19 protein-coding genes and 1 pseudogene are annotated in these 25,266 nt (G+C 69.7%); 7 read left to right on the top strand and 13 right to left on the bottom strand.

What is annotated here, in order from left to right; translation table 11 throughout:
* Nucleotides 1-138 precede the first annotated feature (138 nt).
* Nucleotides 139-621: an FBP domain-containing protein gene (locus tag ACK5NO_RS10405; protein ID WP_416812605.1), complete on the top strand. Its 483-nt coding sequence runs from the start codon at nucleotides 139-141 to the stop codon at nucleotides 619-621.
* 116 nt (nucleotides 622-737) lie between these two features.
* On the opposite strand, the gene ptsP is transcribed toward ACK5NO_RS10405, so the two are convergent.
* The 7 genes from ptsP to ACK5NO_RS10370 form a co-directional block, all read right to left on the bottom strand.
* Nucleotides 738-2,417, bottom strand: coding sequence for a phosphoenolpyruvate--protein phosphotransferase (gene ptsP, locus ACK5NO_RS10400; RefSeq protein WP_416812604.1), 1,680 nt, complete (start codon nucleotides 2,415-2,417; stop codon nucleotides 738-740).
* A gap of 1 nt (nucleotide 2,418) precedes the next feature.
* On the bottom strand, nucleotides 2,419-2,691 hold the full coding sequence (locus ACK5NO_RS10395) for an HPr family phosphocarrier protein (protein ID WP_416812603.1): 273 nt from the start codon (nucleotides 2,689-2,691) through the stop codon (nucleotides 2,419-2,421).
* Nucleotides 2,692-2,729: 38 nt separating this feature from the next.
* Nucleotides 2,730-4,787, bottom strand: a complete 2,058-nt coding sequence (locus ACK5NO_RS10390) for a PTS fructose transporter subunit IIABC (protein WP_416812602.1) — start codon at nucleotides 4,785-4,787, stop codon at nucleotides 2,730-2,732.
* Between the two features lie 18 nt (nucleotides 4,788-4,805).
* The gene (pfkB, locus tag ACK5NO_RS10385) at nucleotides 4,806-5,756 is read right to left on the bottom strand and encodes a 1-phosphofructokinase (protein WP_416812601.1); all 951 of its coding nucleotides are present in this window, start codon (nucleotides 5,754-5,756) and stop codon (nucleotides 4,806-4,808) included.
* Nucleotides 5,753-6,514, bottom strand: coding sequence for a DeoR/GlpR family DNA-binding transcription regulator (locus ACK5NO_RS10380; protein ID WP_416812600.1), 762 nt, complete (start codon nucleotides 6,512-6,514; stop codon nucleotides 5,753-5,755). Before ACK5NO_RS10380 ends, pfkB begins: the two co-directional genes overlap by 4 nt.
* A gap of 113 nt (nucleotides 6,515-6,627) precedes the next feature.
* A complete protein-coding gene (locus tag ACK5NO_RS10375; protein WP_416812608.1) occupies nucleotides 6,628-6,813 on the bottom strand; it encodes a response regulator transcription factor in 186 nt (61 codons plus the stop codon).
* 9 nt (nucleotides 6,814-6,822) lie between these two features.
* Nucleotides 6,823-7,164, bottom strand: a complete 342-nt coding sequence (locus tag ACK5NO_RS10370) for a response regulator (RefSeq protein WP_416812607.1) — start codon at nucleotides 7,162-7,164, stop codon at nucleotides 6,823-6,825.
* A 448-nt stretch (nucleotides 7,165-7,612) separates the two neighbouring features.
* Here ACK5NO_RS10370 and ACK5NO_RS10365 point away from each other — a divergent pair, with 448 nt between their 5' ends.
* Nucleotides 7,613-9,151 (top strand): DEAD/DEAH box helicase, encoded by a 1,539-nt coding sequence (locus ACK5NO_RS10365; protein ID WP_416812599.1) that lies wholly within the window; start codon nucleotides 7,613-7,615, stop codon nucleotides 9,149-9,151.
* Nucleotides 9,152-9,474: 323 nt separating this feature from the next.
* Here ACK5NO_RS10365 and ACK5NO_RS10360 read toward each other — a convergent pair whose 3' ends face one another.
* A complete protein-coding gene (locus ACK5NO_RS10360) occupies nucleotides 9,475-10,413 on the bottom strand; it encodes an NAD(P)H-binding protein (RefSeq protein ID WP_416812598.1) in 939 nt (312 codons plus the stop codon).
* 145 nt (nucleotides 10,414-10,558) lie between these two features.
* Here ACK5NO_RS10360 and ACK5NO_RS10355 point away from each other — a divergent pair, with 145 nt between their 5' ends.
* Complete coding sequence (locus ACK5NO_RS10355) at nucleotides 10,559-11,704, top strand: hypothetical protein (RefSeq protein ID WP_416812597.1); 1,146 nt, start codon at nucleotides 10,559-10,561, stop codon at nucleotides 11,702-11,704.
* 6 nt (nucleotides 11,705-11,710) lie between these two features.
* Nucleotides 11,711-11,956, top strand: coding sequence for a hypothetical protein (locus ACK5NO_RS10350; protein WP_416812596.1), 246 nt, complete (start codon nucleotides 11,711-11,713; stop codon nucleotides 11,954-11,956).
* Between the two features lie 464 nt (nucleotides 11,957-12,420).
* Here the strand turns inward: ACK5NO_RS10350 and ACK5NO_RS10345 are convergent, their stop codons facing one another.
* From ACK5NO_RS10345 to ACK5NO_RS10335, 3 genes and pseudogenes are all read right to left on the bottom strand, one after another.
* The gene (locus tag ACK5NO_RS10345; protein WP_416812606.1) at nucleotides 12,421-13,302 is read right to left on the bottom strand and encodes a transglutaminase domain-containing protein; all 882 of its coding nucleotides are present in this window, start codon (nucleotides 13,300-13,302) and stop codon (nucleotides 12,421-12,423) included.
* A gap of 195 nt (nucleotides 13,303-13,497) precedes the next feature.
* Nucleotides 13,498-13,623, bottom strand: a pseudogene (locus ACK5NO_RS10340) (DUF2510 domain-containing protein); the annotation flags it as partial.
* Between the two features lie 106 nt (nucleotides 13,624-13,729).
* The gene (locus ACK5NO_RS10335) at nucleotides 13,730-15,058 is read right to left on the bottom strand and encodes a nicotinate phosphoribosyltransferase (protein WP_416812595.1); all 1,329 of its coding nucleotides are present in this window, start codon (nucleotides 15,056-15,058) and stop codon (nucleotides 13,730-13,732) included.
* 100 nt (nucleotides 15,059-15,158) lie between these two features.
* On the opposite strand from ACK5NO_RS10335, the gene ACK5NO_RS10330 reads away from it, so the two are divergent.
* A complete protein-coding gene (locus ACK5NO_RS10330; protein WP_416812594.1) occupies nucleotides 15,159-16,670 on the top strand; it encodes a DUF222 domain-containing protein in 1,512 nt (503 codons plus the stop codon).
* A 309-nt stretch (nucleotides 16,671-16,979) separates the two neighbouring features.
* On the opposite strand, the gene ACK5NO_RS10325 is transcribed toward ACK5NO_RS10330, so the two are convergent.
* Nucleotides 16,980-19,520, bottom strand: a complete 2,541-nt coding sequence (locus ACK5NO_RS10325) for a glycoside hydrolase family 3 C-terminal domain-containing protein (protein ID WP_416812593.1) — start codon at nucleotides 19,518-19,520, stop codon at nucleotides 16,980-16,982.
* Nucleotides 19,517-21,664 carry a beta-galactosidase gene (locus tag ACK5NO_RS10320; protein WP_416812592.1) on the bottom strand — a complete coding sequence of 716 codons (2,148 nt, stop codon included), beginning with the start codon at nucleotides 21,662-21,664 and terminating at the stop codon, nucleotides 19,517-19,519. Before ACK5NO_RS10320 ends, ACK5NO_RS10325 begins: the two co-directional genes overlap by 4 nt.
* 66 nt (nucleotides 21,665-21,730) lie before the next feature.
* Here ACK5NO_RS10320 and ACK5NO_RS10315 point away from each other — a divergent pair, with 66 nt between their 5' ends.
* On the top strand, nucleotides 21,731-24,208 hold the full coding sequence (locus tag ACK5NO_RS10315; protein ID WP_416812591.1) for a glycosyl hydrolase family 95 catalytic domain-containing protein: 2,478 nt from the start codon (nucleotides 21,731-21,733) through the stop codon (nucleotides 24,206-24,208).
* Between the two features lie 44 nt (nucleotides 24,209-24,252).
* Nucleotides 24,253-24,855, top strand: a complete 603-nt coding sequence (locus ACK5NO_RS10310; protein ID WP_416812590.1) for a YesL family protein — start codon at nucleotides 24,253-24,255, stop codon at nucleotides 24,853-24,855.
* The last annotated feature ends 411 nt before the right edge of the window (nucleotides 24,856-25,266 follow it).

Below are 25,266 nucleotides of genomic sequence, written 5' to 3'. Positions count from 1 at the left end.
TGGTCGGCGCGCGTAGCGCCGGCATCAGGTAATCCCGCCCCGGGCTGCGCCATCAGGCGCAGCCCACAGCGTCGACCCTGAAAACTCCGCCCGCATGTGCGCCGTGAGCGCCGCAGGCTTCGCAGAAAGCGACACCTCATGCTTCCCCTGAATGACAAGGCCGTCCGCGCCTCCTTCATCAACGCGTCCCGCAAGGAGGTCTCCGACCTCACCCTGCCCGCCGATTTCGACTCCCTCGACTGGGACCGACTCGACCTCCTCGGCTGGCGCGACCCCAAGCTCGCGCGCCGCGCCTACGCCATCGTCCCCACGCTCGAGGGCGACGTGATCGGCATCTTGTTCCGCCACCCCGGTTCGATGCCGCGTACCCGTGCGCAGTGTTCGTGGTGCAACGACGCGACCCTGCCCAACGACGTGGTGCTCTACAACGCGAAGCGCTCGGGCAAGGCGGGCAAGAACGGCAACACCCTCGGCTCGCTGATCTGCGAGGACTTCCAGTGCTCCGCCAACGTGCGGCGTCCTCCCAAGACCTGGTACGAGGGCTTCGACGTCGAAGAGGCACGTCACATCCAGATCGCCGAGCTGCAGATTCGCGCCGCAGCCTTCGCGGCGCAGGTCTAGACGCGCCGCCTACAACTCCGCGTCGACCGCAACGCAGCGCCGCCCACTACTCAGCGCCGCTGGTCACACCAGGAGGAGGCGTGTGACCGGCGGCGCCGGGCCCGGAACGGGCGTGGCTAGAGAATCGCTGACAGCTCCGGGTTCGCTGCGGCGCGCACCGCATCGCGGGCCGCGCTAGCCGACGACGCAGCACGCGCCACCGCAGCCAGCGCCCGGCACTCAGCGATGCTGTGCAGCGACAGGGCGAGCTTGACGGCGGGCACCTTCGACGGCGCCATCGACAGGCTCGCGACGCCCAGGCCAGCCAACACCAATGCCAGGTAGGGGTCACCAGCGGATTCGCCGCACACACCCACCGGCTTGCCGGTCTCGGCGCCGCCCGCACACGCGGCTGCCACCACGTCGAGGACGGCCGGCTGCCAGGGGTCCAGCAGGTCGGACAACGCTCCCTCCATGCGATCGGCGGCCATCGTGTACTGCGCCAAGTCATTGGTGCCGAGCGAGCCGAAGTCGACCTCGGCGAGCACGTGGCGCGAGCGCAGCGCCGCCGCGGGTACCTCGATCATGACCCCGGCGGCGGGAAGACCCGCCGCGCGCACACGGGAGGCGAACCAGGCGGCCTCCTCGGCGGTCGCGACCATGGGCGCCATGACCTTGACGTCGGCGCCGGTGTCTCGCGCCGCCAGCGCCAACGCAGACAACTGCGAGTCGATCAGCTCGGGCATCGCCTGGCACAGTCGTAGGCCTCGGCGGCCCAGCGCGGGGTTGTCCTCCTCGCCCAGGTTCGCAAACGCGAGCGGCTTGTCGGCGCCCGCGTCGAGCGTACGAACCACTACGCGGCGGCCATCGAAGGGTGCCAGCACTGCACGGTACACGTCCGCCTGCTCCTCGACCGACGGCATCGTGGTCGCCGAGAGGTAGACGAACTCGGTACGGAACAGTCCCACGCCCTCGAGGTCCTGGGCGCCGGCCGCGGCGGCGTCGTCCACGCCGCCTATGTTCGCCAGCAGCGCCACGGGGTGGCCGTCGGCGGTACGCCCGGGCCCTGAGACTCCGGCGAGCGCAGCGGCACGCCGCTCGCGCTTGACCCGCTGTGCCTCGATCAGTTCCATGTCGGGCTCGACGGTGACCTCGCCCGTGTCGCCGTCGACAGCGATGACGGTCCCGGCAGGAATGGACGTCGCCCCGTCCACCTGGACCACGGCGGGGATGGCCATCTGCGCGGCGAGGATGGCGGTGTGCGAGGTGCGGCCGCCGGCCTCGGTGACGATTGCCACCACCTTGGAGCGGTCGAGCGCGGCCGTCTCCGCGGGCGCAAGGTCCTCGGCGACGATGACGGACGGCCCCTCCAAGAAAGGAACCCCAGGCATCGGGACGCCGAGCACAGCCGCCACGGCGCGCGAGCCCACGTCCCGCAGGTCCGTGACGCGCTCGGCGAAGTACCCGCCGAGGGCCTCGAACTGGGCCGCGTAGGTCTCGACGGCGGCCGCGATCGCGCTAGCGGGACCCTTGCCGGCGCCCACCTGCTTGCCTGCCTCCTTGGCGAGCTGCTTGTCGCGGGCGATCAGCGCGGTGGCCTTCAGGATCGGCTTCGCGTGATCATCGGCCACCGCGGCGCGCTCGTCGAGGTCGGTGGCGACAGCCGCAAAGGCGCCGAGCACCGCGTCGACGGCGGCTCCGGAGTCGGTGGGGGCGGGCTCGTCGGCCGGGGCCTGGACCGGTGGCGCAACATGCACCACCGGTCCGGCCACGGTGCCGGCGCTCACGCCCACGCCCGTGCGAATGTCGCCCGACATCTCAGCCCTCCGCGTCGAGGTCGCGCGAGAGGAGTGCCACAAGGGTGTCGAGAGCGGCATCGGCGCCGTCGCCTTCTGCGGTGAGTGCCACCTCCTCGCCGTGCTTGGCGCCGAGCGCCATGACGCCCAGGATGCTGGTCGCGTCGACGGCGTCCTCGCCGGGACGGCCGATCTCGATGTCGAGCCCGGTCTCCTGGGCTGCCTCCACGAATAGGGCGGCGGGGCGGGCGTGAAGCCCGACGGACGAGGCGATGGTGACGGTGCGCTGTGCCATGACAGTTCTCCTTGTATTGAGGTTCGCGGGTTGAGGGGTTAGGCGATGGCGACCGCGGAGGCGGTCACGTTCTTGCAGTCGCGGGACTTGAGGACGAGCACGATGGCGGTGGTGAGGGCCACGCCTGCCGCGAGGGCGACGAGGAACCACAGGAAGCCGCCCATGAGGGGTAGGACCCAGATGCCGCCGTGCGGGGCGCGCAGGGTGACACCGAAGACCATGATGAGGCCGCCGGTGAGGGCAGAGCCGAACACGGAGGACACGATCACGCGGATCGGGTCTGCTGCCGCGAAGGGGATCGCGCCCTCGGAGATGAACGATGCTCCCAGCAGCCACGCGGCCTTGCCGTTCTCGCGCTCGGGCTCGGAGAAGAGCTTCGGACGCAAGGTGGTGGCGAGCGCCATGGCGAGCGGGGCGACCATGCCTGCCGCCATGACGGCGGCCATGATGGTCAGCGCCGGTGCATCGGTGGCGGTACCGGCGGCGGCCAAACCAGCCGTGCCGAAGAAGTACGCGACCTTGTTCACGGGACCACCGAGGTCGAAGCCCATCATCGCGCCAAGGATGAGGCCCAACACGAACGCGGAGCCGCCCTGCAGGCTGGTCAGCCACTCGTTGAGGGCATCGGACAGCGCGGCCATCGGTCCACCCAGGAGGGTGATGAACAGGCCCAGCGTGATGAAGCTCGACAGCAGCGGGATCACGACGACCGGCATCACACCTCGCACGCCCTTGTGAACCTTCCACGAGCCGATCCACTTGGCCACGAGGCCGCCTAGGACACCGGTGACGATGCCGCCGAGGAATCCGGCACCCATGGTCGCCGCGACGGAGCCGCCGACGATGCCGGGGACCAGACCTGGCCGGTCGGCGATCGCGAAGGCGATGAAGCCCGACAAGATCGGGACCAGGAAGCCAAACGAGGCCGCGCCGATGACGTACAGCAGCGCTGCCCAGGCGGTCAGGGAGGCGAAGTCGAAGTTCTGGGCGATGTTGTACGCGTCGTCCGACGTGAGGTTGTACTTGACGATCTCGATGGCGCCGGACTCGCCCAGGGCGACCTGAGACAGCATGAACGACAGCGCGATCAGGATGCCGCCCGCGGCGACAAACGGGATCATGTAACTCACGCCGGTCATCAGCCACTGGCGGATCTGGGTGCCGATCCCCGCCTTGGTGTCGACCTTCGACGACAGTCCGCCCGTCGCCCCGGCGGTGGGCGCCACCGTCCGAGCCTCGGGGTTGGCGCGCCATTCGGCGGACTTGGCCGCCGCCTGGGCGATGAGCCCCGGGCCGTCCGAGATGGCCTTCTTCACGCCGACGTCGATGAGCGGCTTGCCTGCGAAGCGGTCGGCACCGCGCACCTCGACGTCGTGGGCGAAGATGACCGCGTCGGCGGCGGCGATCTGCTCCGGCGTGAGCGGGTTGGCGCCCGCCGAGCCCTGCGTCTCCACCAGCATCGTGTGACCTGCATCGGCCGCCGCGCGCTCGAGCGCCTCGGCCGCCATGTAGGTGTGAGCGATGCCGGTGGGGCAGGAGGTGACGCCCACGAACGTGAGCCCGGCCGATGCGCCTGCCGGCTCGGCGGCGGCACTCACCTCGGGTGCGGGTGCGGGTGCAGGTGCAGGTGCGGCGCTCGCGGCGGGCACCGCCTCGCCGACCTCCCCCTGCACCAGGGCGACGACCTCGGCATCGGACGTCGCGGAGCGCAGCGCGGCGGTGAACTCCCTCTTCATCAGTGCCTTGGCGAGCTTGGGGAGGACCTGCATGTGGGCCTCTCCGCCGCCCTCGGGAGCAGCGATGAGGAACACCAGATCGGCCGTGCCGTCCTTGGCGCCCCAGTCGAGGCCTGTCGCGAGGCGCCCGAAGCCCAGCGTGGGTTCGGTGATCGCCGCTGAGCGAGCGTGGGGGATGGCGATGCCGCCGGGAAGGCCGGTGGCCATGGTCTCCTCGCGCTTGCGTACGTCGGCGAGGAAGGCCTCGAGGTCGGTGCAGCGTCCGGTGGCGACCAGGCGCTCGGCGAGCACCCGGGTGGCGGCGTGGCGGTCGTCGGCCGTGAGGTCGAGGACAACCTGCGTCTCATCGATGAGGGGCATTGTCAGTCCTTCCGTGGGTCAACTCTGACCCAGCTCCATGGTGAGGTCCGGGGTGGTGGTGAGGTGGACGATGACGCCGGCCAGGTGGGCGGGGGCGGGGACACGACTTCCGGGAAGGCTCACGGCGGCTGAGCCCCATGCGACCGCGGCGCTCAGGGCCGCAGCGTGGTCGAGCCCGGTGGCCAGTCCGTGGAGCAGACCGGCGAGCATGCAATCGCCGGCGCCGACCGTGGACAGTGGACGCTCGACCGTGGCGCGGGCGTGGAGAACGGTGGAGGCCGTGACCAGCAGCGCGCCGTGGGCGCCGAGGCTGACCGCCACGGTCTCGACGCCGCCGTCCACGAGAGCGCGGGCGGCATCGAGCACGTCTGCGAGGGTCGCGAGTCGGTGGCCGACGAGTTCCGCGAGTTCCTCGTGATTGGGCTTGATGAGGTCGGGGGAGGCGGCCACCGCCGCGGCGAGCGCCGGGCCGGAGGTGTCGATGGCGACCTTGGTGCCGCGCGCGTGAGCGCGCTTGACGAGCGTGCCGTAGAGGTCATCGGGCGCGCTGGGAGGCAGAGAGCCGCAACCGACGAGCCACGCCGAGGCGTCTGCACGGTCCACGGCAGCGTCGACGAGCGCTGCAAGTTCCTCGGCACTCAGGCGCGGCCCGGGCTCGTTGAGCTTGGTGGTGGTGCCATCGGGCTCCGCGACGGTGATGTTGACGCGCGCGGCACCGGCGACGGGCACGGAGGTGCGAGGCACACCGGCGGAGTCCAACAGTTCGCCGAGCAGGATGCCCTCGGCGCCGCCCGCGGGGAAAACGGCGACGGCGTCCCCGCCTTGTGCGGTGACGGCCCTGGCGACGTTGAGCCCCTTGCCGCCCGCATCGACGTGCACCTCGGTGGCGCGGTTGACCTCGCCGCGCGCCAGGCGTGCGACGGTGATCGCGCGGTCCACGCTGGGATTGGGGGTGAGGGTGACGATCATGCGCACACCACCTCGGGCCCGGCCTCGCGCAGCTCGTCAGCGATGTCGTCGGCGAGGCCGCTGTCGGTCACGATGAGGTCCACCTGCTCGAGGGAGGCGAAGCGGTGGAGGTGATCGTCGCCCGCCTTCGAGGAGTCCGTGGCGACGATGACCCGGCGAGCGGCGTTGGCCATCGCAGCCTTGGCGTGCGCCTCGGCCTGGTCGGGAGTGGTGAGGCCGCGTGCGGCGGACAGGCCGTTGGTGCCGAGGACGGCGACGTCGACCACGAGGCCCGCCAGCGCCTGGGTGGTCCAGTCGCCCACGGCCGCCGCGGTGGTATCGCGTACCGACCCGCCAAGGACCAGCAACGTGAGGTTGGGCCGTCCGGCGAGTGCGGCCGCGGCGGGAATCGAGTTGGTGACCACGGTGAGTGCCGCATCGGCCGGGAGCAGATCGACGATCGCCTGCGTGGTGGAGCCCGAATCGAGCAGCACCGTGCCACCTGCGGGGATCTCGTCCAGGACCCGGGCCGCGATCCGGCGCTTGACGTCAGTGCGCTGAGCGCTGCGGGAGGCAAGCGTCGGTTCGAGTTCGAGGCGTTCGACGGGGATGGCACCGCCGTGGACGCGACGGACGGCGCCCTTGTGCTCGAGTGCGGTCAGGTCGCGGCGAATGGTCTCGGTCGTGACGTCGAGCGCATCGGCGAGTGATGCGACTTCCACGCGACCTTCGGTGCGCGCGATCTTCAGAATGCGCTGCTGTCGCTCCGTGGCATACATCTGGGTGAACTCCTATGTCCGGCTCATCCGATAGAACCACACAAACAAACTCAATGCAACACAAAGCCACATTCGTTGTTGTGGTCATGGGGGTGTGCAGTCCGGCATGGCGCCTAGATCCACCCCTGCTCACGCGCGCAGCGGGCGACATCGTGCCTGGTGGCCGCATGAGTCTCGCCAATCGCGCTCGACAGGTAGTTGCGAACCGTGCCTTGCGCGAGCTGGAGCCTGCGCGCGATGTCCGTGACGGAGTAGCCGTCGCTCGCCACTCGCAGGACGTCCAATTCTCGGTCCGTCAGGGGGCAGTCCTAGATGAGCGCCTGGGCGGAGACGGCGGGGTCGATGCGCCTGCCGCCCGCGTGTACCTGAGCGATGGCCTCTGCGATGAGTTCGAGCGACGAGTGCTTGCCCAGGAACCCTCGAATCCCCAGCTTGAATGCTCGTCGCAGCGTCCCCGGCCACGCATGGCGGGTGAGCATGAGGATGCGTTGCTCGGGATGCTCGGCAAGCACCCGCGAGGCCACCTCGAGTCCGTCGAGCATGGGCATCCCGAAGTCCAGCACCAGGACATCGGGCCGATGCTCCACGAACGCCGCGTATGAGGCCTCGCCATCGGCGGCCTCGGCCCCACGTCGATGTCGCCCTCGAATCGCGAGTGACTTGTGGGACCTCCGTGCGGATGCCGACGGACTCGAGTGACTAGAAGCGCGCCTGGAGTATGACCGCGTTGAACGCGCCGGCCGTTCTCTCTATGAGGCGATTCTAGAAGAGCACGGCTTGCATCTGGGTTAGTGCGCACGAGACGCGCCGCGTAGCGCCTGGTCGATCAGCAACCCACCTGATATCATTAACGATTGTGTTCCGGCACCTGCCGGGCACGCGTCGCAGATTGCTTCCACTTCTCGCCGGCGCCAGAGCCCAGTTCCCTTGAGGGAAGGGCCAGCGCCAGGCTCGTAGAATTCCTCTCTTCGGCGAACGGACGCGGACACCTTCGCGATTCGCCACCACCGCCGGTGCCCTCACCCGAGGGGAACCCACGCGCGCTTGCGAAAGCCAGCCCGCGCATCGGCCCGTAGCCCGAAAGGCTCACCCGTAAGCATGACCACCACCTTCGCCGACCTCGGCGTGCCCACCACCTTGACCGACGTGCTCGAGCTCGACGGCAAGACCACCCCGTTCCCCATCCAGGCCGACACGCTGCCCGACACCCTCGCCGGCCGCGACGTGCTGGGCCGCGGCAAGACTGGCTCCGGCAAGACGCTGGCGTTCTCGCTGCCCATCGCCGCACGCCTGGGTCGCGGCAAGGGCCGCGCCAAGCCCGGCCGCCCGCGCGCGCTCATCTTGGCACCCACGCGTGAACTCGCGACGCAGATCGACGCGGTCATCGCGCCGCTCGCAGCCGCCTACGGTCTCACCACCACGACGATTTTTGGCGGCGTGAGCCAGCACCGCCAGGAGGTCGCGATGCGTCGCGGCGTCGACATCGCCGTCGCGTGCCCCGGCCGCCTCGAGGACCTCATGGGTCAAAAGATCGTGAGCCTCGACTCCGTGGAGATCACCGTCCTCGACGAGGCCGACCACATGGCCGACCTGGGCTTCCTGCCTGGTGTGACCCGCATCCTCACCGCCACCCCGAGCGGCGGCCAGCGCATGCTGTTCTCCGCGACGCTCGACAACGGCGTGGACAAACTCGTCAAGCGCTTTCTGAACAACCCCACGACGCACAGCGTCGACTCCGCCGAAAGCCCCGTCGAGGCCATGACGCACCACGTCTTCCACCTCGCCGATGCGGAAGCCAAGAAGGCCGTCATCCGCACCCTGGCATCGGGTACGGGGCGTCGCGTGCTGTTCATGCGTACCAAGCACCACGCCAAGCGCCTGGCCCAGCAGCTCACCAAGGACGGCATCCCTGCCGTTGATCTGCACGGCAACCTGTCGCAGAACGCTCGCGACCGCAACCTCGCGGCGTTCTCGTCGGGTGAGGCCAAGGTGCTGGTGGCGACTGACGTCGCCGCACGTGGCGTGCACGTGGACGGCGTCGAGCTCGTGGTCCACGTGGACCCGCCCGCCGAGCACAAGGCGTACCTCCACCGCTCGGGCCGCACCGCGCGTGCCGGCTCGTCCGGTGACGTGGTCACGCTTGTGCTGCCCGAGCAGAAGCGCGACACCGACCAGTTGCTGCGCAAGGCCAAGATTTCCGTCAAGCCGATGCGCGTGACGGCTTCCTCTCCCGAGGTCGCCTCGCTCGTGGGTGAGGTCGCGGAGTATGTCGACCCGGCCGTGGCCGCCAAGAAGGCTCCGGCGCGGCCGCAGCGTGGTGGCAACGGGAACCGCGGCGGTAACGGATCCGCGGCGCGAAGCCAGGGCCGTGGCAACGCCTCGGGTGCCCGTGGTCGCGGCGGTCGCAGCGGTAACGCCACTGGCACGCGTGGTGCTTCGGCTACCGCCGGATCGCGCGGCACGGCGAACGGCCACCGCAACGATGCCGGACACCAGTCGGCGAAGCCGAGCCAGGGGAGCGGTCGCCAAGGTGGGCGCGGTCGTGGCGGCGCTTCGCAGGGTGGGAAGTCGCAAGGTACTGGCTTCCGCTCGGCCGCGGACTTCTCGTCCGGCCGCGGTGGTCGCCGCTCGCGGTAGCGTCCGGTAGGGGTGATCCCGCCCTCCCCGTTGATACCCGTCTCGACGGGTCTGGTGGAGTGCGTGCGCGCCTGATACCCGCATCGGCTTGATCCGGAGTCTGAGCTCGGATCGAGGTGCCGCAGCCTGCCGTCACCTCGCGCGCGCTGCACCGACGGGTATCCCACGTGCACCCATCGCGTGAAGCCCGTCGAGACGGGTATCAACCGGTGGATGGGACGGGGTCGGTGGCGCGGGGGAACACGAGGGCGCGCGGCGAAACTGACACAGCACAGCCCGGCCGTGCTCGCGCATCGGCCGGGCTGTGCTGTGTCAGCGAAAGGTCAGTCGTCTACGGAGTGGCGCGCGCCCACCTGGTAGTTGTCGGCGTCCGCGAACATCTCGGCCACTGAGATGGGCCCCCGGCCCGTCACGATCTGGAAGTCGCGCGAACACACGGCCATCTTGCCCAGGCGAATCGCCTCGCCAAAGGTGACCATTCCCTCGGAGGAGAAGGGCGCCTCGGAGTCGTCGAGGAAGTCGCCGTCAGTGGTGCGGGGCACGCCCATGGCGTCGAAGACCTGGTACTGCTCCTCGTCGCTCAGGGAACGCCAGCCGAGCGCGTTGCCCGTCGCGGCGTTGCCGTGCTCGCGGAACTGCGACATGGTCATCGCCTCGGCGCCGTTGATGTTGAGCACCTGGTGGTGCAGGTAGGGGTTGGCCAGCACGTGGGCCGCAGCGCGCGCACAGTCCTTGCGGGAGATGAAAGCCATGACTCCGTCGCCCGAGTTGTTTGCCATCTCGCCCATGGGGATCGAGCCGAAGTAGGCGGTGATCATGGCCTCGGCGTACTGCGAGTTGCGCAGGAATACGTAGTCGAGCTCGGTGGACTGCACGTAGGCCTCGGTCCACGCGTGGTCGATCTTCTCAATGCTCGGGTTCTCGGGGTCGGTGGCGTTCACGAGCGAGGTGTAGACCACCTGGCCCACGCCCGCCTCGACGCATGCGTTCACAGCGTTCTTGTGCGCGGCGCGGCGCTTGGGGCCCACGAAGGGCATCGACACGATCAGCACTTTGTCGGCGCCCTGGAACGCGGCGACCAGGCCTTCGGGGTCGTTGAAGTTGGTGACCGCGGTTTCGATGCCGGCTGCCTGGTATTCGGCCAGCGCATCGGCGGTGGGAGCGGTGACGCGGATCCTGTCGGCCGGCACGAGCTCGCGCAGCACCTGGGCCGCGTACCCTCCGAAGTTGCCGTCAACACCACATACGACGAGTTTTCCCATGATGGTCTCCCTTGATTCGGTTTACTTCGACCGTACGCCTGCTGCGAGGGGGGTGGGTGGGGACGTTTGTCCGTGGGACGTGAGTCCCCGCGCGCGGCCCCAGTGATGCGTGCGAGGATGAGGCAGGACAGTGTCAGGGGGACGCATGAACGCTCCTTTTGCAGCGCCATCGACGGCCGATGCGCTGGTTGCCGGGCCGCGTGGACGGCGCCTCTTGCTTGAGTTCGCTCTGGAGTGCGAGCGGGCATCGGGGATCGAGTACAGCGACGATGCGTTCAGTGCCGCCGTGTTCGACGCGAGCTACCACCTTGATCCCGGGGCGGGTACCTCGCGGGTGAGGGCGTTCTATCTGGGCGAGGCGGCGGTGCCGGCGAGCGGAGTCTCTCCAGAAGTCGGTGCTCCCATGACCATCGACGAGGTCGCGCGGCGGCTCAACTCCCTTGACCTGGTCCAGGCTAGCCCCGAGGTGCTCCTCGGTGCCCTCGCGAGCGCGGTCGACCAGGCCCGGTACTGGCAGGAGCCTGACGGGGAGGACGTGCTGTGTGCGTCGGCGTCTATGCGGGCTGCACTGCGCCACGTGGCGGTGCACGTGGCCGCGTCGCCCCAGGTGTCGTGGTGGAGCGAGCCGGTGTCGCTCGTGCGGCAGCGCTCCGTGCAGTGGTCCGAGTGGCCCGAGCCGGATCTCGGCACCGCCGTGCATTCGTTGCTGGTCGCAGAGCGCGAGCGAGTCATCGCGCAGGAAAAGGTCGCCATGGCCGAGCGCTCCTCCGACCCGACGGACAGCTGGTCGGGCGAGTGGTGGTCGCGGCCCGCGGTCGAGTTGGTTGCCAGCACGCGGGCGTTGGACAGTGGTGCCCCGGTGGGGCTGTGGTGCGTCGAGGACGGGTTTGGGTGGGAGCGCGCGGAGGTGTCGGTGATCGACGTGCCGGCCGGGCTGCGGGTCTACGAGGTCGATAGCGCGCAAGCGTGGGCACACCTGTGCCGCCGCTTCCCGATGAAGGTCACGGCTCAGGTGCGCCACGACTGGTACCGGACGACGGGGCGTACCGGCGCATGGGTGGTGCCGGACTGGGCCGCCGTGGCCGAGCACTATTCAGGAGTTCACCTGCAGGTGCGCGCCTATCTGGAGGCGGCCGGCACTGCGATCACCGTGGACGGCGAGCATGCGAGCGTCATCGCTGGCTGGAACCCCGATCAGACGTACTGGTTTGATGACAATGTCTGCCCACTGGGAGCCGCCCAAGTGTGGGTGCGCGACGACGGCGCCTGGCGTCGCGGGAATGGAAGGTAGGTCGAGATGGGGTCAGCCTTGCTCGATGCCGAGGTGGCGCGCTACGTTGCGCGCGGGTACGGGATTGAGTCGCGCACGCCCACTCAAGTGGTGCTCGCCAAACAGCGCCGCGTCGGGTGGTTCTGCAATACGTTGCTGGTAATCGTGACCGGCGGGTTGTGGCTCATCTACGTGATCTACCGCCTGGCCAACCGCAAGTACGACCGTGTGGTGCTGACCGTCGACGGCGCAGGAGGGGTGCATCGATCCTGACGGTGGGGGTTGCGCTCGTGTGGCCCCGTGCCGCCCGCGCTCGAGTGCCTTCGTGCTTCAGCGGCCTCGGTGCCGCAGTGCCGCAGTGCCCCAATGCCCCCCGCCCGCGCGGTTGATACCCGTCTCGACGTGTCTTGGGCGGCGAATGCGCGCCTGATACCCGTCCCTGTGCGCCGCGACGCCGGGCGCTCGGTTCGGCGCGACATGCCTGCGCGGGTATCCAGCGCGCTCGGACTCGCTGGATCGCGTCGAGACGGGTATCAACCGGGTCGGGCGCACGCGGGGTTGGGGGCGCACGCGGGGTTGGGGGCGCACACGGGGTTGGGGGCGCACAGGGGCTGGGTGCACGCAGGGCTGGGAGCAAAGCAGGTCGGGCGCACAGGGGCTGGGTGCAGGGAGGCCGGGCGCGCACCGGACCCAGGGCACGGGCACCGCGGCGACGGGCCGTCAGCAAGCACGAGTCGCTAAGCGCCAAACGCCCCGAGGTTGCCGTCCACGACCCAGTCGGTGTCGGTCGTACGTGTCGCGAGCTGCGGGTCGCGGGGGGAGAGCATGAGGTAGTCGTTGTAGACCTCGGTGCCGCCAATGGGGTCATCCCAGGTGGCATCCACGAGCAGCCACTGGCCATCCACGAGCACTTTGTTCCACGCGTGGCTACCGCCAGTGAGTCCGGCAGAGTCCGAGCCTGTCACGACCACCGAGTCGAGCCCGGCCTGCTCCGCCATCGCGGTGAATGCCATCGCATAGCCGTTGCACACGGCCGTGCCCATGACGAGAATCCCGTAGGCCTCTTGGGACTGGTCTACGCGCGGCGATTCCTCGCCCGCTTCGATGGCCTCGAACACGCCCATGTCGTAGGTGGCGTGGGAGACGATCCAGTCGTGGATGGCGGTGACCTTGTCCGCATCCGACACGGCGGCCGATGCGCCTGAGGCCACCAGCGCATCGGCGGCTGCTTGCCGGGTAGCGGTACGCCGTCGGTCGGCCTCACCGGAGTCGTAGATGTACTCGGGCTGGACGGTCACCGTCGCGGTGGTTTTGAGAGTGCTCCAGCCGCGGACGAAAACGTAGGGGTTCTGTGACGCGGCCTCGAGCAGGGCGTCGGACACTCCGTCGAGTCCCACGTTCTGAGACCAGTAGGTGACGTTGATCGCGTCCCGTTGCTCGACCATGCTCGCCTCGAGGTAGGTGACCAGGTCGGTGGAGCCATAGGTGGGGTAGTCGGTGGAGGGCGCATCGGGTGCACCGAAGGCCGCCGTGAGCGCGGCGGGCGTTGCCCAGGACGGCACATAGCCTCCCGACAGTGCCCACTGATAGGAGTAGCCGCACACCAGCAGCACTGCCACGGTCAAGGTGAGTCCGCGTCGCCAATCCCTGCGGGCGTCAGTACGGGCGCGACGATCGCGGCGGCGAGCGGATCGTGCCCGGCGACGGCCTCGGCGCGACGTGTCCTCGCCCCACGCGGCGTCAGTGGTCCAGGTGCGTGGCGCATACGTGAGATGCGCGGGCGGGGCAGATTCCACGCGCGTGTGGCGGTCGCGAATGCGCCCGGTCCAGCGGGAGCCGTCCCAGAAGCGCTCGAGGTCACTCTCGGAGGGATCCGGGAGCCAACCCGGTGCCGGAAGGCGCGGCGTCGGGGGGCGCGGCGATTGCCCGCTGTGCGTCATCTCGCCTCCTTGCCGGGCGCAACTCCACCGTGGGAGCGCTGCGCGCCAATGTAACGCCTACCAGTGACAACGACATCGGCCGTGTGGCGGGATCGACACCCGCGGCTCAGGACGCGGGCGAGGCCAGCGCCTGGAGTCCTGGAGACAGCGACACGGGAGCCTCACGGTCGCCACGCCCCAGCGCTCGCAAACGGGGAGGCAGGGTTGCCAGGGCGCGTGCGCATCGGTCACGTGCCTGCGAAAGCCCCTCCGCGCCCAACCCAGCCTGCGCGGTGGGTGCGCCGCCGTGCATGACCTGCACGAGCATCGGCCGTCCGGGAAGGTCTCCCTCGGATTCCAGGGCGACCGTGTCGCCAACGATGGCCCCGTCTGACTCGACGCGCCACACCTGCTTGCGCCGCGGAAGCGAGGCCTTACCAGGGGAGAGCTTGTGTACGGGGTGACCGTCGAACTCGACCAGTTTGTAGACGGCGCTGAGCGCGGGTGCGTCGGCGCTGACGCCCATCTGAGTGCCGACTCCGAACGCATCGATGGGCGCGCCGGCCGTGAGGAGGTCATCGATGCGGTGCTCATCGAGGTCGCTGCTCGCGATGATTCTGACGTCGCTCAGACCGCCCTCGTCGAGAATGCGCCGCACGTGCTGTGACAGCGCCGCGAGGTCGCCGGAGTCGAGCCGTACTCCCTGGATCTTGATGCCCTCAGACGCCAGTTCGTGAGCGACTTCGACCACATGGCGCGCGCCCTGCAGGGTGTCGTACGTGTCGATCAGCAGGACCGATGCGCGGGGAAAGTCGCGCGCGAACGTGCGGAACGCTTCACGTTCGTCCTCAAACGACATGACATAGGAGTGCGCCATCGTGCCGCTGAGCGGGATGCCGTAGGTCTTGCCGGCGAGGACGTTGCTGGTGGCGTCCGCGCCCGCGAGGTAGGCGGCGCGCGCGCCGTGCAGTGCGGCCTCGGGTCCGTGGGCGCGGCGGGCGGCGAAGTCCACGAAGGATCTGCCCTGGCTCGCGATCGCGACGCGCGCGGCCTTCGAAGCGATCGAGACCTGGTGGCCGATGAGTGCGAGCAGCGCCGTCTCGACAATCTGCGCCTCGATGAGCGGCGCGGTCACGCGCACGAGCGGTTCGCCGGCGAACACGATTTCACCCTCGGGGATCGCCCAGACCTCCCCGGAAAACCGGAAGCTCGCGAGGTAGGCGAGAAACTCGTCGGTGAAGATCCCGAGGGTGCGCAGGTAGCCGACCTCGTCCTCGGTGAAGCGCAGGTCGTGGAGGTGCTCGATCGCATCAGCGAGGCCAGCCATGATCAGGAACCGACGCTCGGGTGGCAGGCGGCGCACAAACAGGTCGAAGGTCGCCGTGGCGGTTCGCCCGTGAGCGAGATGGCTCGCGGCCATGGTGAGCTCGTACTGGTCCGTCGTGAGCGCGCTCATGGGCCGTCCTCGGTGGTAGGTCGCGGATTCGGGTGCCCCCCATCGTATGGCGCGCGCGGTCCCGAGCGTCGATGTCAGAGGTCTCTGATGAACTGTCGTCATGGCCGTTTCCACGCGAGACATCGAGCAACTGGTGGAGCAGTTGCGCGCGCTCGCTGAGGCTCCGGTGAGCGATCTCGATCGGCGTCAGTTACTCGACCAATTCGATGCCGTCGCGCGGCTCGAGAAGGTGGCGGGCGCGTGGTCGGCGCGGTTTGCTGGGGAGATCGCACGCAGGTCCGGCCCCGACTTCTCGGACGGTGGGCTCGCGAGGCGCGAAGGACACGGTGACGCAGGAGGCATGGTGTCGCGCCTCACAGGCTCGAGCGTGGCGCGCGCCAGGCGCGTGGTGGCCGCTGGGGAGGCCTTCGTCCCCGTGCCAGGTGCCACAGTGACGGCCGATGCGCCGGCTGGCTCCCGCGCGCACCCTCAGCAGGCGACGGCCAAGTACTCCAGGGTGGCCCAGGCGTCGCTGGCAGGTGAGCTCTCGGTCGAGGCCGCGGGAGTGGTGGTCACGGGGCTCAATACCGTCGCACCCTCGTTATCGGAGGCCGCGCTCGTGGAACTCGAGGCGCGGCTCGTGGCCAAGGCCGTCACCATGCGCGTGCACGAGGTGGGACGGATGGTGGCGCGGGCCGTCGCGCGTGTCGATATTGACCGTCACCGTGAGCAGGAGCAGCGCCTCCACGCCGAACGCTACCTGTGGTGGAAGCAGGACCACACCGGGATGGTGACGTTCCACGGGCAGTGCGACGCGGTGACGGCTGCGCCCATCATCAACGTTCTCGAGCAGATGGCGACGCTGTCGGTGCGCGCTCAGGCGCGACCGGGGGATGGTGGCGAGGCGCGCGGCGGGGTTCGTGAGCCAGGCTCCGGTGAGGCGCTTGTCGAACACCGCACGGTGGGGCAGATGCGGCTCGATGCGCTCTTCGACCTCGCGCGCCATGCTCAGGGGTGTCGAGAGACGACGCGATCAGGGGTACGGACCTCGATTGTGGTGCGCATGTCACTCGCGGACCTCATGAGCGGTCAGGGGTGGGGCTCCATCGACGGGATCAACGCTCCCGTGTCGGTGCCAGAACTGCGCCGGCTCGCGGGCGACGCGGGGTTCATCCCGGAGGTGCTCTCGGCGTCGGGCGAAGTGCTCGATTGGGGACGCGAACGTCGGTGCTTCACTGAGGCGCAGCGGCGGGCGCTCATCGAACGCGACGGTGGTTGCGCCAAGTGCCATGCGCCACCCGAGCACTGCGAGGCGCACCACATTCGGTGGTGGATGCACGGTGGCCGCACTGACCTATCGAACGGTGTGATGTTGTGCACGCGATGCCACCACGACGTCCACCGGCAGGGGTGGGAGATCGAGATCGTGGGCAACAGGGTGAGGTTCATTCCTCCACCGGGACTCGCGGGTGACGGGAGAGCGCTGCCCGGAGGCGACGCGGTGTTCGACGTCGACGTGCGGGGGCTTGATCCGGGCGGCGACCACCACTGGCCCCGCGTCACCGCCGAGGACGAAGCAATGGTGCTCGCATGGGCGCGCGAAGCATGGGCACGCGAAGATGCCGTGCGGTAGCCGGTGTGCTGCGAGTGCAGTCTGGCTTGATTCCAGCGTGCTGTGAGCCCAGTGTGCTGTGAGCCCAGCGTGCTGCGAGCCCAGTGTGCCTCGAGTCCAGTGTGCCTCGAGTCCAGCGTGCTGCGAGCTCAGCGTGCCTCGAGTCCAGGGTGCTGCGCGGCGCGGCGACCAGGACCCCATTGTCCTCGTCGCCACGCCGCGCGGCACGGGGGAGCCGGGCGATCACATCCGCTTGGCACCGCAGGTTGCCACGCAGCGTGAGTCCGCAGGAGGACCCGGCTCACCTCTAGGGCGAGTGACTCAGATCGACTACTGAACGGTCAGCACCTCACTGACGGAAAGATCACCCGCCGAGGCGCCGGCCGCGACGCGATACTCGCCCTTCTGAACGCGCAGCGCGCCCCCGTGAAGCCAGTCGTCGACGGCGCCCTCAATTCGCACGGCGTCGTCCCAGACGGACAGGCGCGGCACAGGGAAGACGACCGCGACGTCGCGGGTCTCGCCCGCTGCGAGGCGCACGCGCTCGAAGCCCACGAGGAGGCGCAGCGGCGTCGGAATCTCGAGTTCCTCATGACGAAGCACGTACACCTGCACGAGTTCATCGGCCGGACGGTCGCCCGCATTCGTGACGGTGACGGTCGCGGTGACCGTCACTTCACCCTCGCGGGGGACGAAGGCGGCGTGCGTGTGGGTCGGCTCGGGGGCATCGACAACGCTTGTCGACAGCGACACCGCCGAGTACGTGACGTCCGCGTAAGTGCACCCGTGCCCAAAGGCGAACAGGTGCTGCGACGGCTGGTGACGGTAGGTTGCCCGCTGGCGCAACGTGTCGTAGTCGAACAGGTCGCCCACCTGGTGGAGGTCCGCGGGCCAGGCCTGTGCGAGCCGGCCGTGGGGCTCGACGTCGCCCGCGAGCACGTCGACCACGCCGTGGCCCAGTTCCTGCCCACCGTGCGAGGTCCACACGACCGTGGGGGCCTCGGCGAGGTCGCCGCCCAAGATGTAGGGGAAGCTCGACACGATGGCGAGGACGGTGGTCGCGTTCGCCTCGGAGGCTGCGCGCCACACCTCGGCGGCTGACTCGGGCAACCACAGGTGGGGGCGGTCCTCGGTCTCGCGTCCGGACAGGTGCGGGTCGTTACCCACCGCCACGATCGTCACGTCGGCGGCGGCAGCCGCTGCAGCGACCGCCGCGGCGCCAGAGACGACCACGCGGGCCGTGAACTTCTCGGCCTGACTCAGTGTCACGGCATCGGCCGCGAGCAAGCCGTTGTCGCGCATCGTTCGGAGCCAGCGGCCCGAGCCCAAGTGCAGCAGCGACCACGATCCGTCGGCGTGCACGTGCTTGCGGAAGCTCTCTTGGACCACCCATCCGCCCACGCGCGTGGCGTCCGCGCGCGCAGGCCATGCGCCGCCCGTGAGCAGCTTGCCGCTCGCGTGCGAACGGAAGGTCAGCACGCCGTCGCCCCAATCCGTGACGTCCCACAACGACCCCGCGGCGGTGCCGTCAGGCGCGTCGGCCAGCACTGCCGACCCGTCCTCGTTGGAGGCAAGGTAGGCCCATGCCGAGTGGGCGCGCAGGGTCACGGTGTCGGCGCCCGTGACGACCGACACGGTGGCGTCTGGGAAGCGCTCGCCCAGCGCCGTGCCGATGCCCACCGAGTACGGCAGGGTGCCCGAGTACCAGTCGGTGAGCACCGCATCGGCCATCGGGCCGACGACGGCGACGCGCGCCGGCGATGCAAGCGGCAGCACCCCGGCATCGTTGCGCAGCACCACCACAGACTTGGCGACGGCCTCGCGCGCCAACACCCGCGACGACGGGGCATCAATGTCCTGGGCCGTGATGTCGCCGTAGGGGTCCGCGTCGCCGTCAAACTCGCCGGTACGTACTCGCATCTCGAGCAGGCGCATCGCGGCGGCATCGACCTGCTCGTCGGTGAGCGTGCCGTTCTCGAGAGCGGCGGTGACGTAGGAGATCGTCGGCGCCGCGTTCGCGTCGTTGTCGGTGAACGAGTCGAGGCCCGAACCAATGAGTGCCGCGGCGGCCGCCACGTGGTCGGGCTGGGCGCGCTGCGACGTCACCAAGAAGGTGGGCGCCGCAGCGTCGGACACGATGGCGATCGAGCCAGGCGCCCACGAGCGAGCCTCCGCCACCAGTTCCGGCTGGGTGTGCGCGGGCACGCCGTTGACCTGGTTGTAGGCGAGCATCATGCCGCCGGCCGCGCCCTCCTCGAGCGCGGGACGGAAGGCGGGCAGCTCCTCTTCGTGGAGGGTGCGCAGCGACATCTCGGAACTTGTCACCGAGCGGTCCGTCTCATTCGAGTAGCCCAAGAAGTGCTTGAGTGCAGGCACCATGCGCCACACGATCGGATCACGCCCGCGCAGACCCCACGAGAACGCCGCACCAAAGAGCCCGGTGACGTGGGGGTCCTCGGAGTAGCCCTCCTCATTGCGGCCCCACAGCGGGTGACGCAGGGTGTTGACCACTGGTGCCCACGCATTGAGGCTCACGAGGGGGTTCTCGGCACGCTTGGCACGAATCTCCGTCGCGGTCGCCGCCGCGACTCTCTCGATGAGGTCCGTGTCCCACGTCGCCGCGAGTCCCACGGGCTGCGGGAACACCGTCGCGACGCCCATCCACGAGGCCCCATGGAGCGCCTCGCAGCCGGTGCGGTACTCGCCTACGCCCAGGCGCTCCACTGCGGGCATCGCCTGGTGCAGCATCGCGATGCGCTCCTCGCGCGTGAGGCGCGCCAGCAGGTCGGCCGCGCGCTCGTGGGCGCTCAGCGAGGTATCACGGAAGGCGGCCGATGCGCTGGGGGCTTCCGTTGTCGGGTGGTGGGTCACGCGTGGTCTCCTTCGATCAGTGCGAGAACGTCGCCCGGCTTGAGGATCGCGGTGTCAGCGACCGTGGAGCCGGTGAGCAGGTCATGGTGGGGGCCGGCCAAGCGCACGCGCGCCTCGCGGTCCCCGTGGTGAAGCAAGAACAAGACATCGCCGCGGCGCACCGCCTCGAGCCCCTCCGGTAGCAGGGCCGCTCGACCCGTGTCGGTGGCATCGAGAGGCACGGCTGGCACGGCGAGGGGGTCGAGATCGCTCGCGATGGTGCTCGCGAGCGCGATGTCCGCCAACGACGGTGCGCTGATCTCGTGGTCGCCGGTGGCGCCGTCGATACGGGCCTCAGCCAGCGCATCGGCGATGAGCGCGTCGAGCACCTCGTCCGACACGACCGCGCCCACATAGGTTGCGGTGGCGCCCGACGGGGTCGTGCGCCGCGTCACGGCGGGCAGGCCTGCGAGGTCGCCCGAGGCGAAGGAGGCCAGCACCGTGGCGCCCTCGGCGCGCAGGCGTTCGCCCAGGACAGACGCAGTCAGGCCGTCATCCGGGGCCGTGTCCCACGTGCGGTCGGCCTCGAGGCGGACGCCTTCGTCGGGCAGGCCGCCCCATTCCTCGCCGCTGACACCCAGGAGATCGCGCAGGAGGACGGGGGAGCGGCCCGTGAGGATGTGGCCCCGCTCATCGGCAACGCCGCTGTAGGCGCCCACCACGAGGTGAGTGCCGTTGTGGACGGCCGCGCTCAGGTTGGCCGCCGCCTGAGGCGTGAGTATGTAGCTGTGCGGTGCGAGCACCACGTCATAGCGGGACAGGCTGGACTCGGCGGCCACCACATCGGCTGCGATGCCGCGGCGCCACAGCGAGCGATGCCAGCGGGTCAGTTCGTCGACGGTGGACAAGCGCTGGGTGGGTTTGCCGGGCTCCTCGGTGGCCCACCACGACGGCCAGTCGAACAGTAGCGCCACGCGGGCGTCAATGCGCTGCCCTACGACGGGAGCGAGCTTCGCGAGGTCGGCGCCCAGGGTGCACACCGTGCGGAACACCTCGGAGTCCTCGCCCGCGTGAGGCAGCATCGACGAGTGGTGGCGCTCGGCTCCGTAGCGCGCCTGGCGCCACTGGAAGAAGCAGACCGCGTCCGCGCCTCGCGCGACCGCCTGGAGCGAGTCGAGTCGGGCCTGCGCGGAGCTCTTGGGCAGGTTGTGCTCGCGCCACGACACTGAGGAGATCGCCTGCTCCATGAGCATCCACGGCTTACCGCCGCCAAGCGAGCGCATGAGGTCCTGCACGAGCGCGGTGGTCGACGCCGCGTGAGGCGAGCCGTGGTCGGGGTATTGGTCGTCGGCGATGACGTCGACCTGGTCCGCCCAGGTGCGGTAGTCGACGTGCGGGAAGAAGCCCATGAAGTTGGTGGTGACCGGCTGGGTCGCGCCTGCGGCGCGGATCACGTCGCGCTGTTCGGCGTAGCACGCGAGCATCTGGTCGGACGAGTAGCGCCGGAAGTCCAGCGACTGGGTGGGATTCACGAGGTAGGGCATCGCGCGCGGCGGCAGCACATCGTCGAAGTCGCGATAGCCCTGCGACCACACGGTGGTTCCCCATGCGTCGTTGAGCGCCTCGATCGACCCGTAGCGCTCGCGCAGCCACCGCCGGAACTCCCGCGCGGCCTCATCGCCGTGGTCGATCTGGCCGTACTCGTTGCCTACGTGCCACATCTCGACGGCAGGGTGGCCGACGTAACGCTCCGCGAGGTCGCGGGTGATCGCCAGCGCCGCGTCCCGATACACGCGGGACGCGGGGGAGAACTGGTTGCGCGAGCCGGCGTTCATGCGCACGCCGTTGATGTCGACGGCGAGCGTCTCCGGGTGGTCGAGACCGAGCCACGGGGGCGGAGAAGCGGACGGGGTGGCGAGGTCCACGCCAATGCCGTGGGCGTGCAGCAGGTCGAGGATCTCGTCAAGCCAGGCCCAGCGGCGCTCGCCTGGCGCGGGCTCGATGGTGGACCAACTGAACACCCCGACCGTCACGAGGTTGACGCCCGCGGCGACCATGAGGCGCATGTCCTCGTCCCACGTGTCGCGAGGCCATTGCTCGGGGTTGTAGTCGCCGCCGTAGCGCACGCGCGGTGCGTGTCGCGGCAGGTCAGGGGTGGTTTCCATGGTTCCTCGTCGGTTCCTCGTCGCCATTGTCGAAGCGCTTCAACGATTCGAGCCTATACTACTCAGGTGACCCCGTCGACGAGGCCCCAGGATCCCGCGCACACGCTGCGCTACTCCCGTCCCGCAGCGGCCTGGCTCGAGGCGCTGCCCATTGGTAACGGTATCCGTGCGGCGATGGTCGCGGGAGGGCTCAACGGCTCTGCCGCAGGCGAGCGGCTGTGGCTCAACGACGTCACGGCCTGGTCAGGGCCGGCTCCCGGTGGCCCGCTGCGTGGCCTTCCCGACGACGGCCCGGGTTTGCTCGCACGGGTGCGCAGCGCGCTCGCGGCCGGCGACCACGACACCGCCGAAGCGTTGTTGCGCACGCAACAGACTCCCTGGGCGCAGGCCTACCTTCCGCTCGCCACGTGCGACATCGAGGTAGTGGGCGCGACGTCCCCCGACGGCTACGCCCGCACGCTCGACCTCGCGACCGCGACGGCGCAGCACTCCTACCGTGCGGATGGTGCGCGCGTCACCCAGCGCACCTGGGCCGACATGGCAGCGGCGGTGATCGTGCACCACGTCACCTCTGAGGAGCCGGTATCCCTGCGCGTGCGGCTCACGAGCCTGCTGCGCGAACGCGAGCGGCCGCGGGACGGCCACGGCGGACTCCTCGCGCGCTATCTTCTGCCGGTCGACGTGGCGCCCGGCCACGCGCGCACCGACACCCCGATCGTGTACGACGAGCAGTCAGGACGCGGGGGGGCGGTGCTCGTGCGCTCCCTGGGTTCGGCGACCGTCACCGACGGCGTGCTCGAAACCGCGCCCGCGATCGAGCACCTGCTGCTGATCGCGACCGCGACCTCGCCCTCCCTCCCGGGAGTCATGGAGCACCTGGACGGCCTCGACGACGCTGAGCGCTGCGCGTTGCTCCTCGACTCCACCTCCACCTCCACCCTCCCCTCCCACGAGGCAAGTGATGCTCACGAAACGGGCCCGCTTGACCACTACGAGGCAAGTGATGCTCACAGCGAGCCCGGCATGATCGCCGAAAGGCTCCATGCGGCGCACGTCGCGGCACACGCAGCCCTGTACGACCGGTGCGAGCTGTCCCTGACCACAGCGCAAGGTGCGGCAGTGGTCGATACCAGCGAGCGCATCGGCCGGGCTGGGCATGAGCAGGATCCGGGCCTCGCCGCGCTGGCCTTCCACTACGGTCGCTACCTGCTGATTGCCGCGTCGCGGCCCGGCGGACTGCCCGCGAACCTCCAGGGAATCTGGAACGCCGAGTTACCCGGCCCGTGGTCGAGCGGCTACACCACCAACATCAACCTCGAGATGGCGTACTGGCACGCTGAGACCACCAACCTCGCCGAGTGTCACGAGCCGCTCCTCACGTTCGTCGAGCGCCTTGCACGCACCACGGGCGCCGAGGCCGCGCGGACGCTGTACGGCGCCGACGGGTGGCTCGCGCACCACAACTCGGACCCCTGGGGCCACGCCGCGCCAGTGGGTGACCACGAGGGCGACCTGTCGTGGGCGTTCTGGCCCATGGCTGGGCCCTGGCTCGCCCAGCACCTGTGGGAGCACTGGCTGTTCGGGCGCGACGTCGAGTTTCTGCGGCAGCGGGCCTGGCCGGTGCTGGAGTTGGCATGCCGGTTTGCTGTCGACTGGCTTCAAGGAGATGAGTCCCGCGCGTGGACCGCGCCCTCCACGTCTCCCGAGAACCGCTTTCTTGACGATGAGCACACTCCGCGGGCCCTCGCGACAAGTGCGGCGATGGACGTGGCGCTGCTGCGAGGGCTGTCGGCCGCGGCATCGGCCGCCTCGCGGGAACTCGCCGTCGCCTCACCGGCCGTCGCGCTCTTGGAGCAGCGCGTCGCGGCGCTGCCTGGACCCACTGTCGCGGCTGACGGGCGCGTGCTCGAGTGGGGCGAGCCGCTCATCGAGGCCGAGCCCGAGCACCGCCATCTCTCGCACCTGGTGGGGCTGTTTCCCCTGGACCAGATCACTGAGGCAACGCCGGAACTCGCGCGCGCCGCAGCGGCCTCGATCCTCGCGCGTGGCCCCGAGTCGACCGGGTGGTCGCTCGCGTGGCGTACCGCCATGTGGGCGCGCCTGGGGGACGGCGAGCGCGTGCACGGCCAGGTCGCCCTCGCGCTGCGGCCCGCCCAGTCGGAAGATGCCCACGCGGCCCATCGCGGCGGCATGTACCCCAACCTGTTCAGCGCCCACCCGCCCTTCCAGATTGACGGCAACATGGGCCTGACGGCCGGGATCGCCGAGGCTCTGGTCCAGTCCCACGAGGGCGTCATTCGCTTGCTTCCCGCGCTGCCGCCGCAGTGGCCGGACGGCGAGGTGCGCGGGCTCAGGTGTCGTGGCGGCGTGCTGGTCGACATGCGGTGGCGTACTGGCGCGCTCGTCAGCGCGCGCCTGCACGGCGGCGCGCGCGAGATGATGGTCACCGTCATCATTGCCGATGGCGTGCGCACCGACGTATTGCTCGGCCCCGGCCGCTCCGCCGCGATCGCCGCTGAGGGTGGACGCTCGCAACGCCGCTGACCGCCACCGCCGACACCCGGCACCGCTTCACAGAGAGGAATCGCATGCAGATCGACCCGGAAGGCCGCGCCGCAGGAGGTATCTCGGGGTTCCTCGAGTTCGTGGTGCTGAACCTGTTGTTCCTGGTCACCTGCCTGCCCGTCGTGACCATCGGCGCCGCGCTCAGTGCCCTGTTCGAGGTGACCATGCGCTACTCGGACGACGAGCGCGGTCGCCCGCTACCCGACTATCTGCCAGCCTTCAAGCGCAACTTCCGTCAGGCGTCGCTCGTCATGCTCGCGTTGGGCTTGCCTGCGGTTGTGCTGCTCTTCTCTGCACTGTTCTGGGTGTTCCAGGGCTCGATGGTCTCGGTGATCTGGGGCGCCTTCGCAGCGCTCGCGGCCGCGTACCTGGCGGTCGCCTTCATGTATGGCGAGGCCCTCGTCGCCCGCTACCGCAACACCACCCGCCAGACCCTCCGCAATGCTCTGCTGCTGCCGGGCGCCGAGCCTGTGCGCACGATGGCTCTTGCGCTGATTCCCGCGACGGTCGTGGCCCTCGCCGTGCTGTTCCCGCCCGTGTGGTTCCTGGTCGCCACCGTCGGATTCTCGTTCGGGTCCTACGCCGCGGCCTTCTTGCTGCGCCACATCTTCTCCCGTCACGCTTAGGCACGCCCGCCCGCATTAACGTCGTTGATACCCGTGGCGACGCGATAGCGCAGGTCGATGCGCGGCTGATACCCGTGTGAGTCGGCTCACCCGTGTGCCTCGCCGCGGGCGGCCGAGCCGCACTCAACCCAGCACCCGCATCGGCCCTGTGAACCGAACGCCCGTGGCTTGCTACAGCAGCGGGTATCAGGCGCGCACGCACTGCCCAGATCGCGTCGAGACGGGTATCAACCGGGAGGGGCGGGGACAGAAGGAGAGTACGGCACGTCCAGCACGGCCGATGCGTGGGTCACCAGGGCACACACCGCACGGCCGATGCACGGGTCACCAGGGCACACACCGCACGGCCAATGCGCGCACACCCCACCGCCCAGCACACACGCCCCAGCACACGCGAAAGGGCCCCGGGGC

It is taken from the genome of Demequina sp., from assembly GCF_047975725.1.
Classification (GTDB): domain Bacteria; phylum Actinomycetota; class Actinomycetes; order Actinomycetales; family Demequinaceae; genus Demequina.
This window is presented reverse-complemented; position numbering and strand designations above follow the sequence as displayed.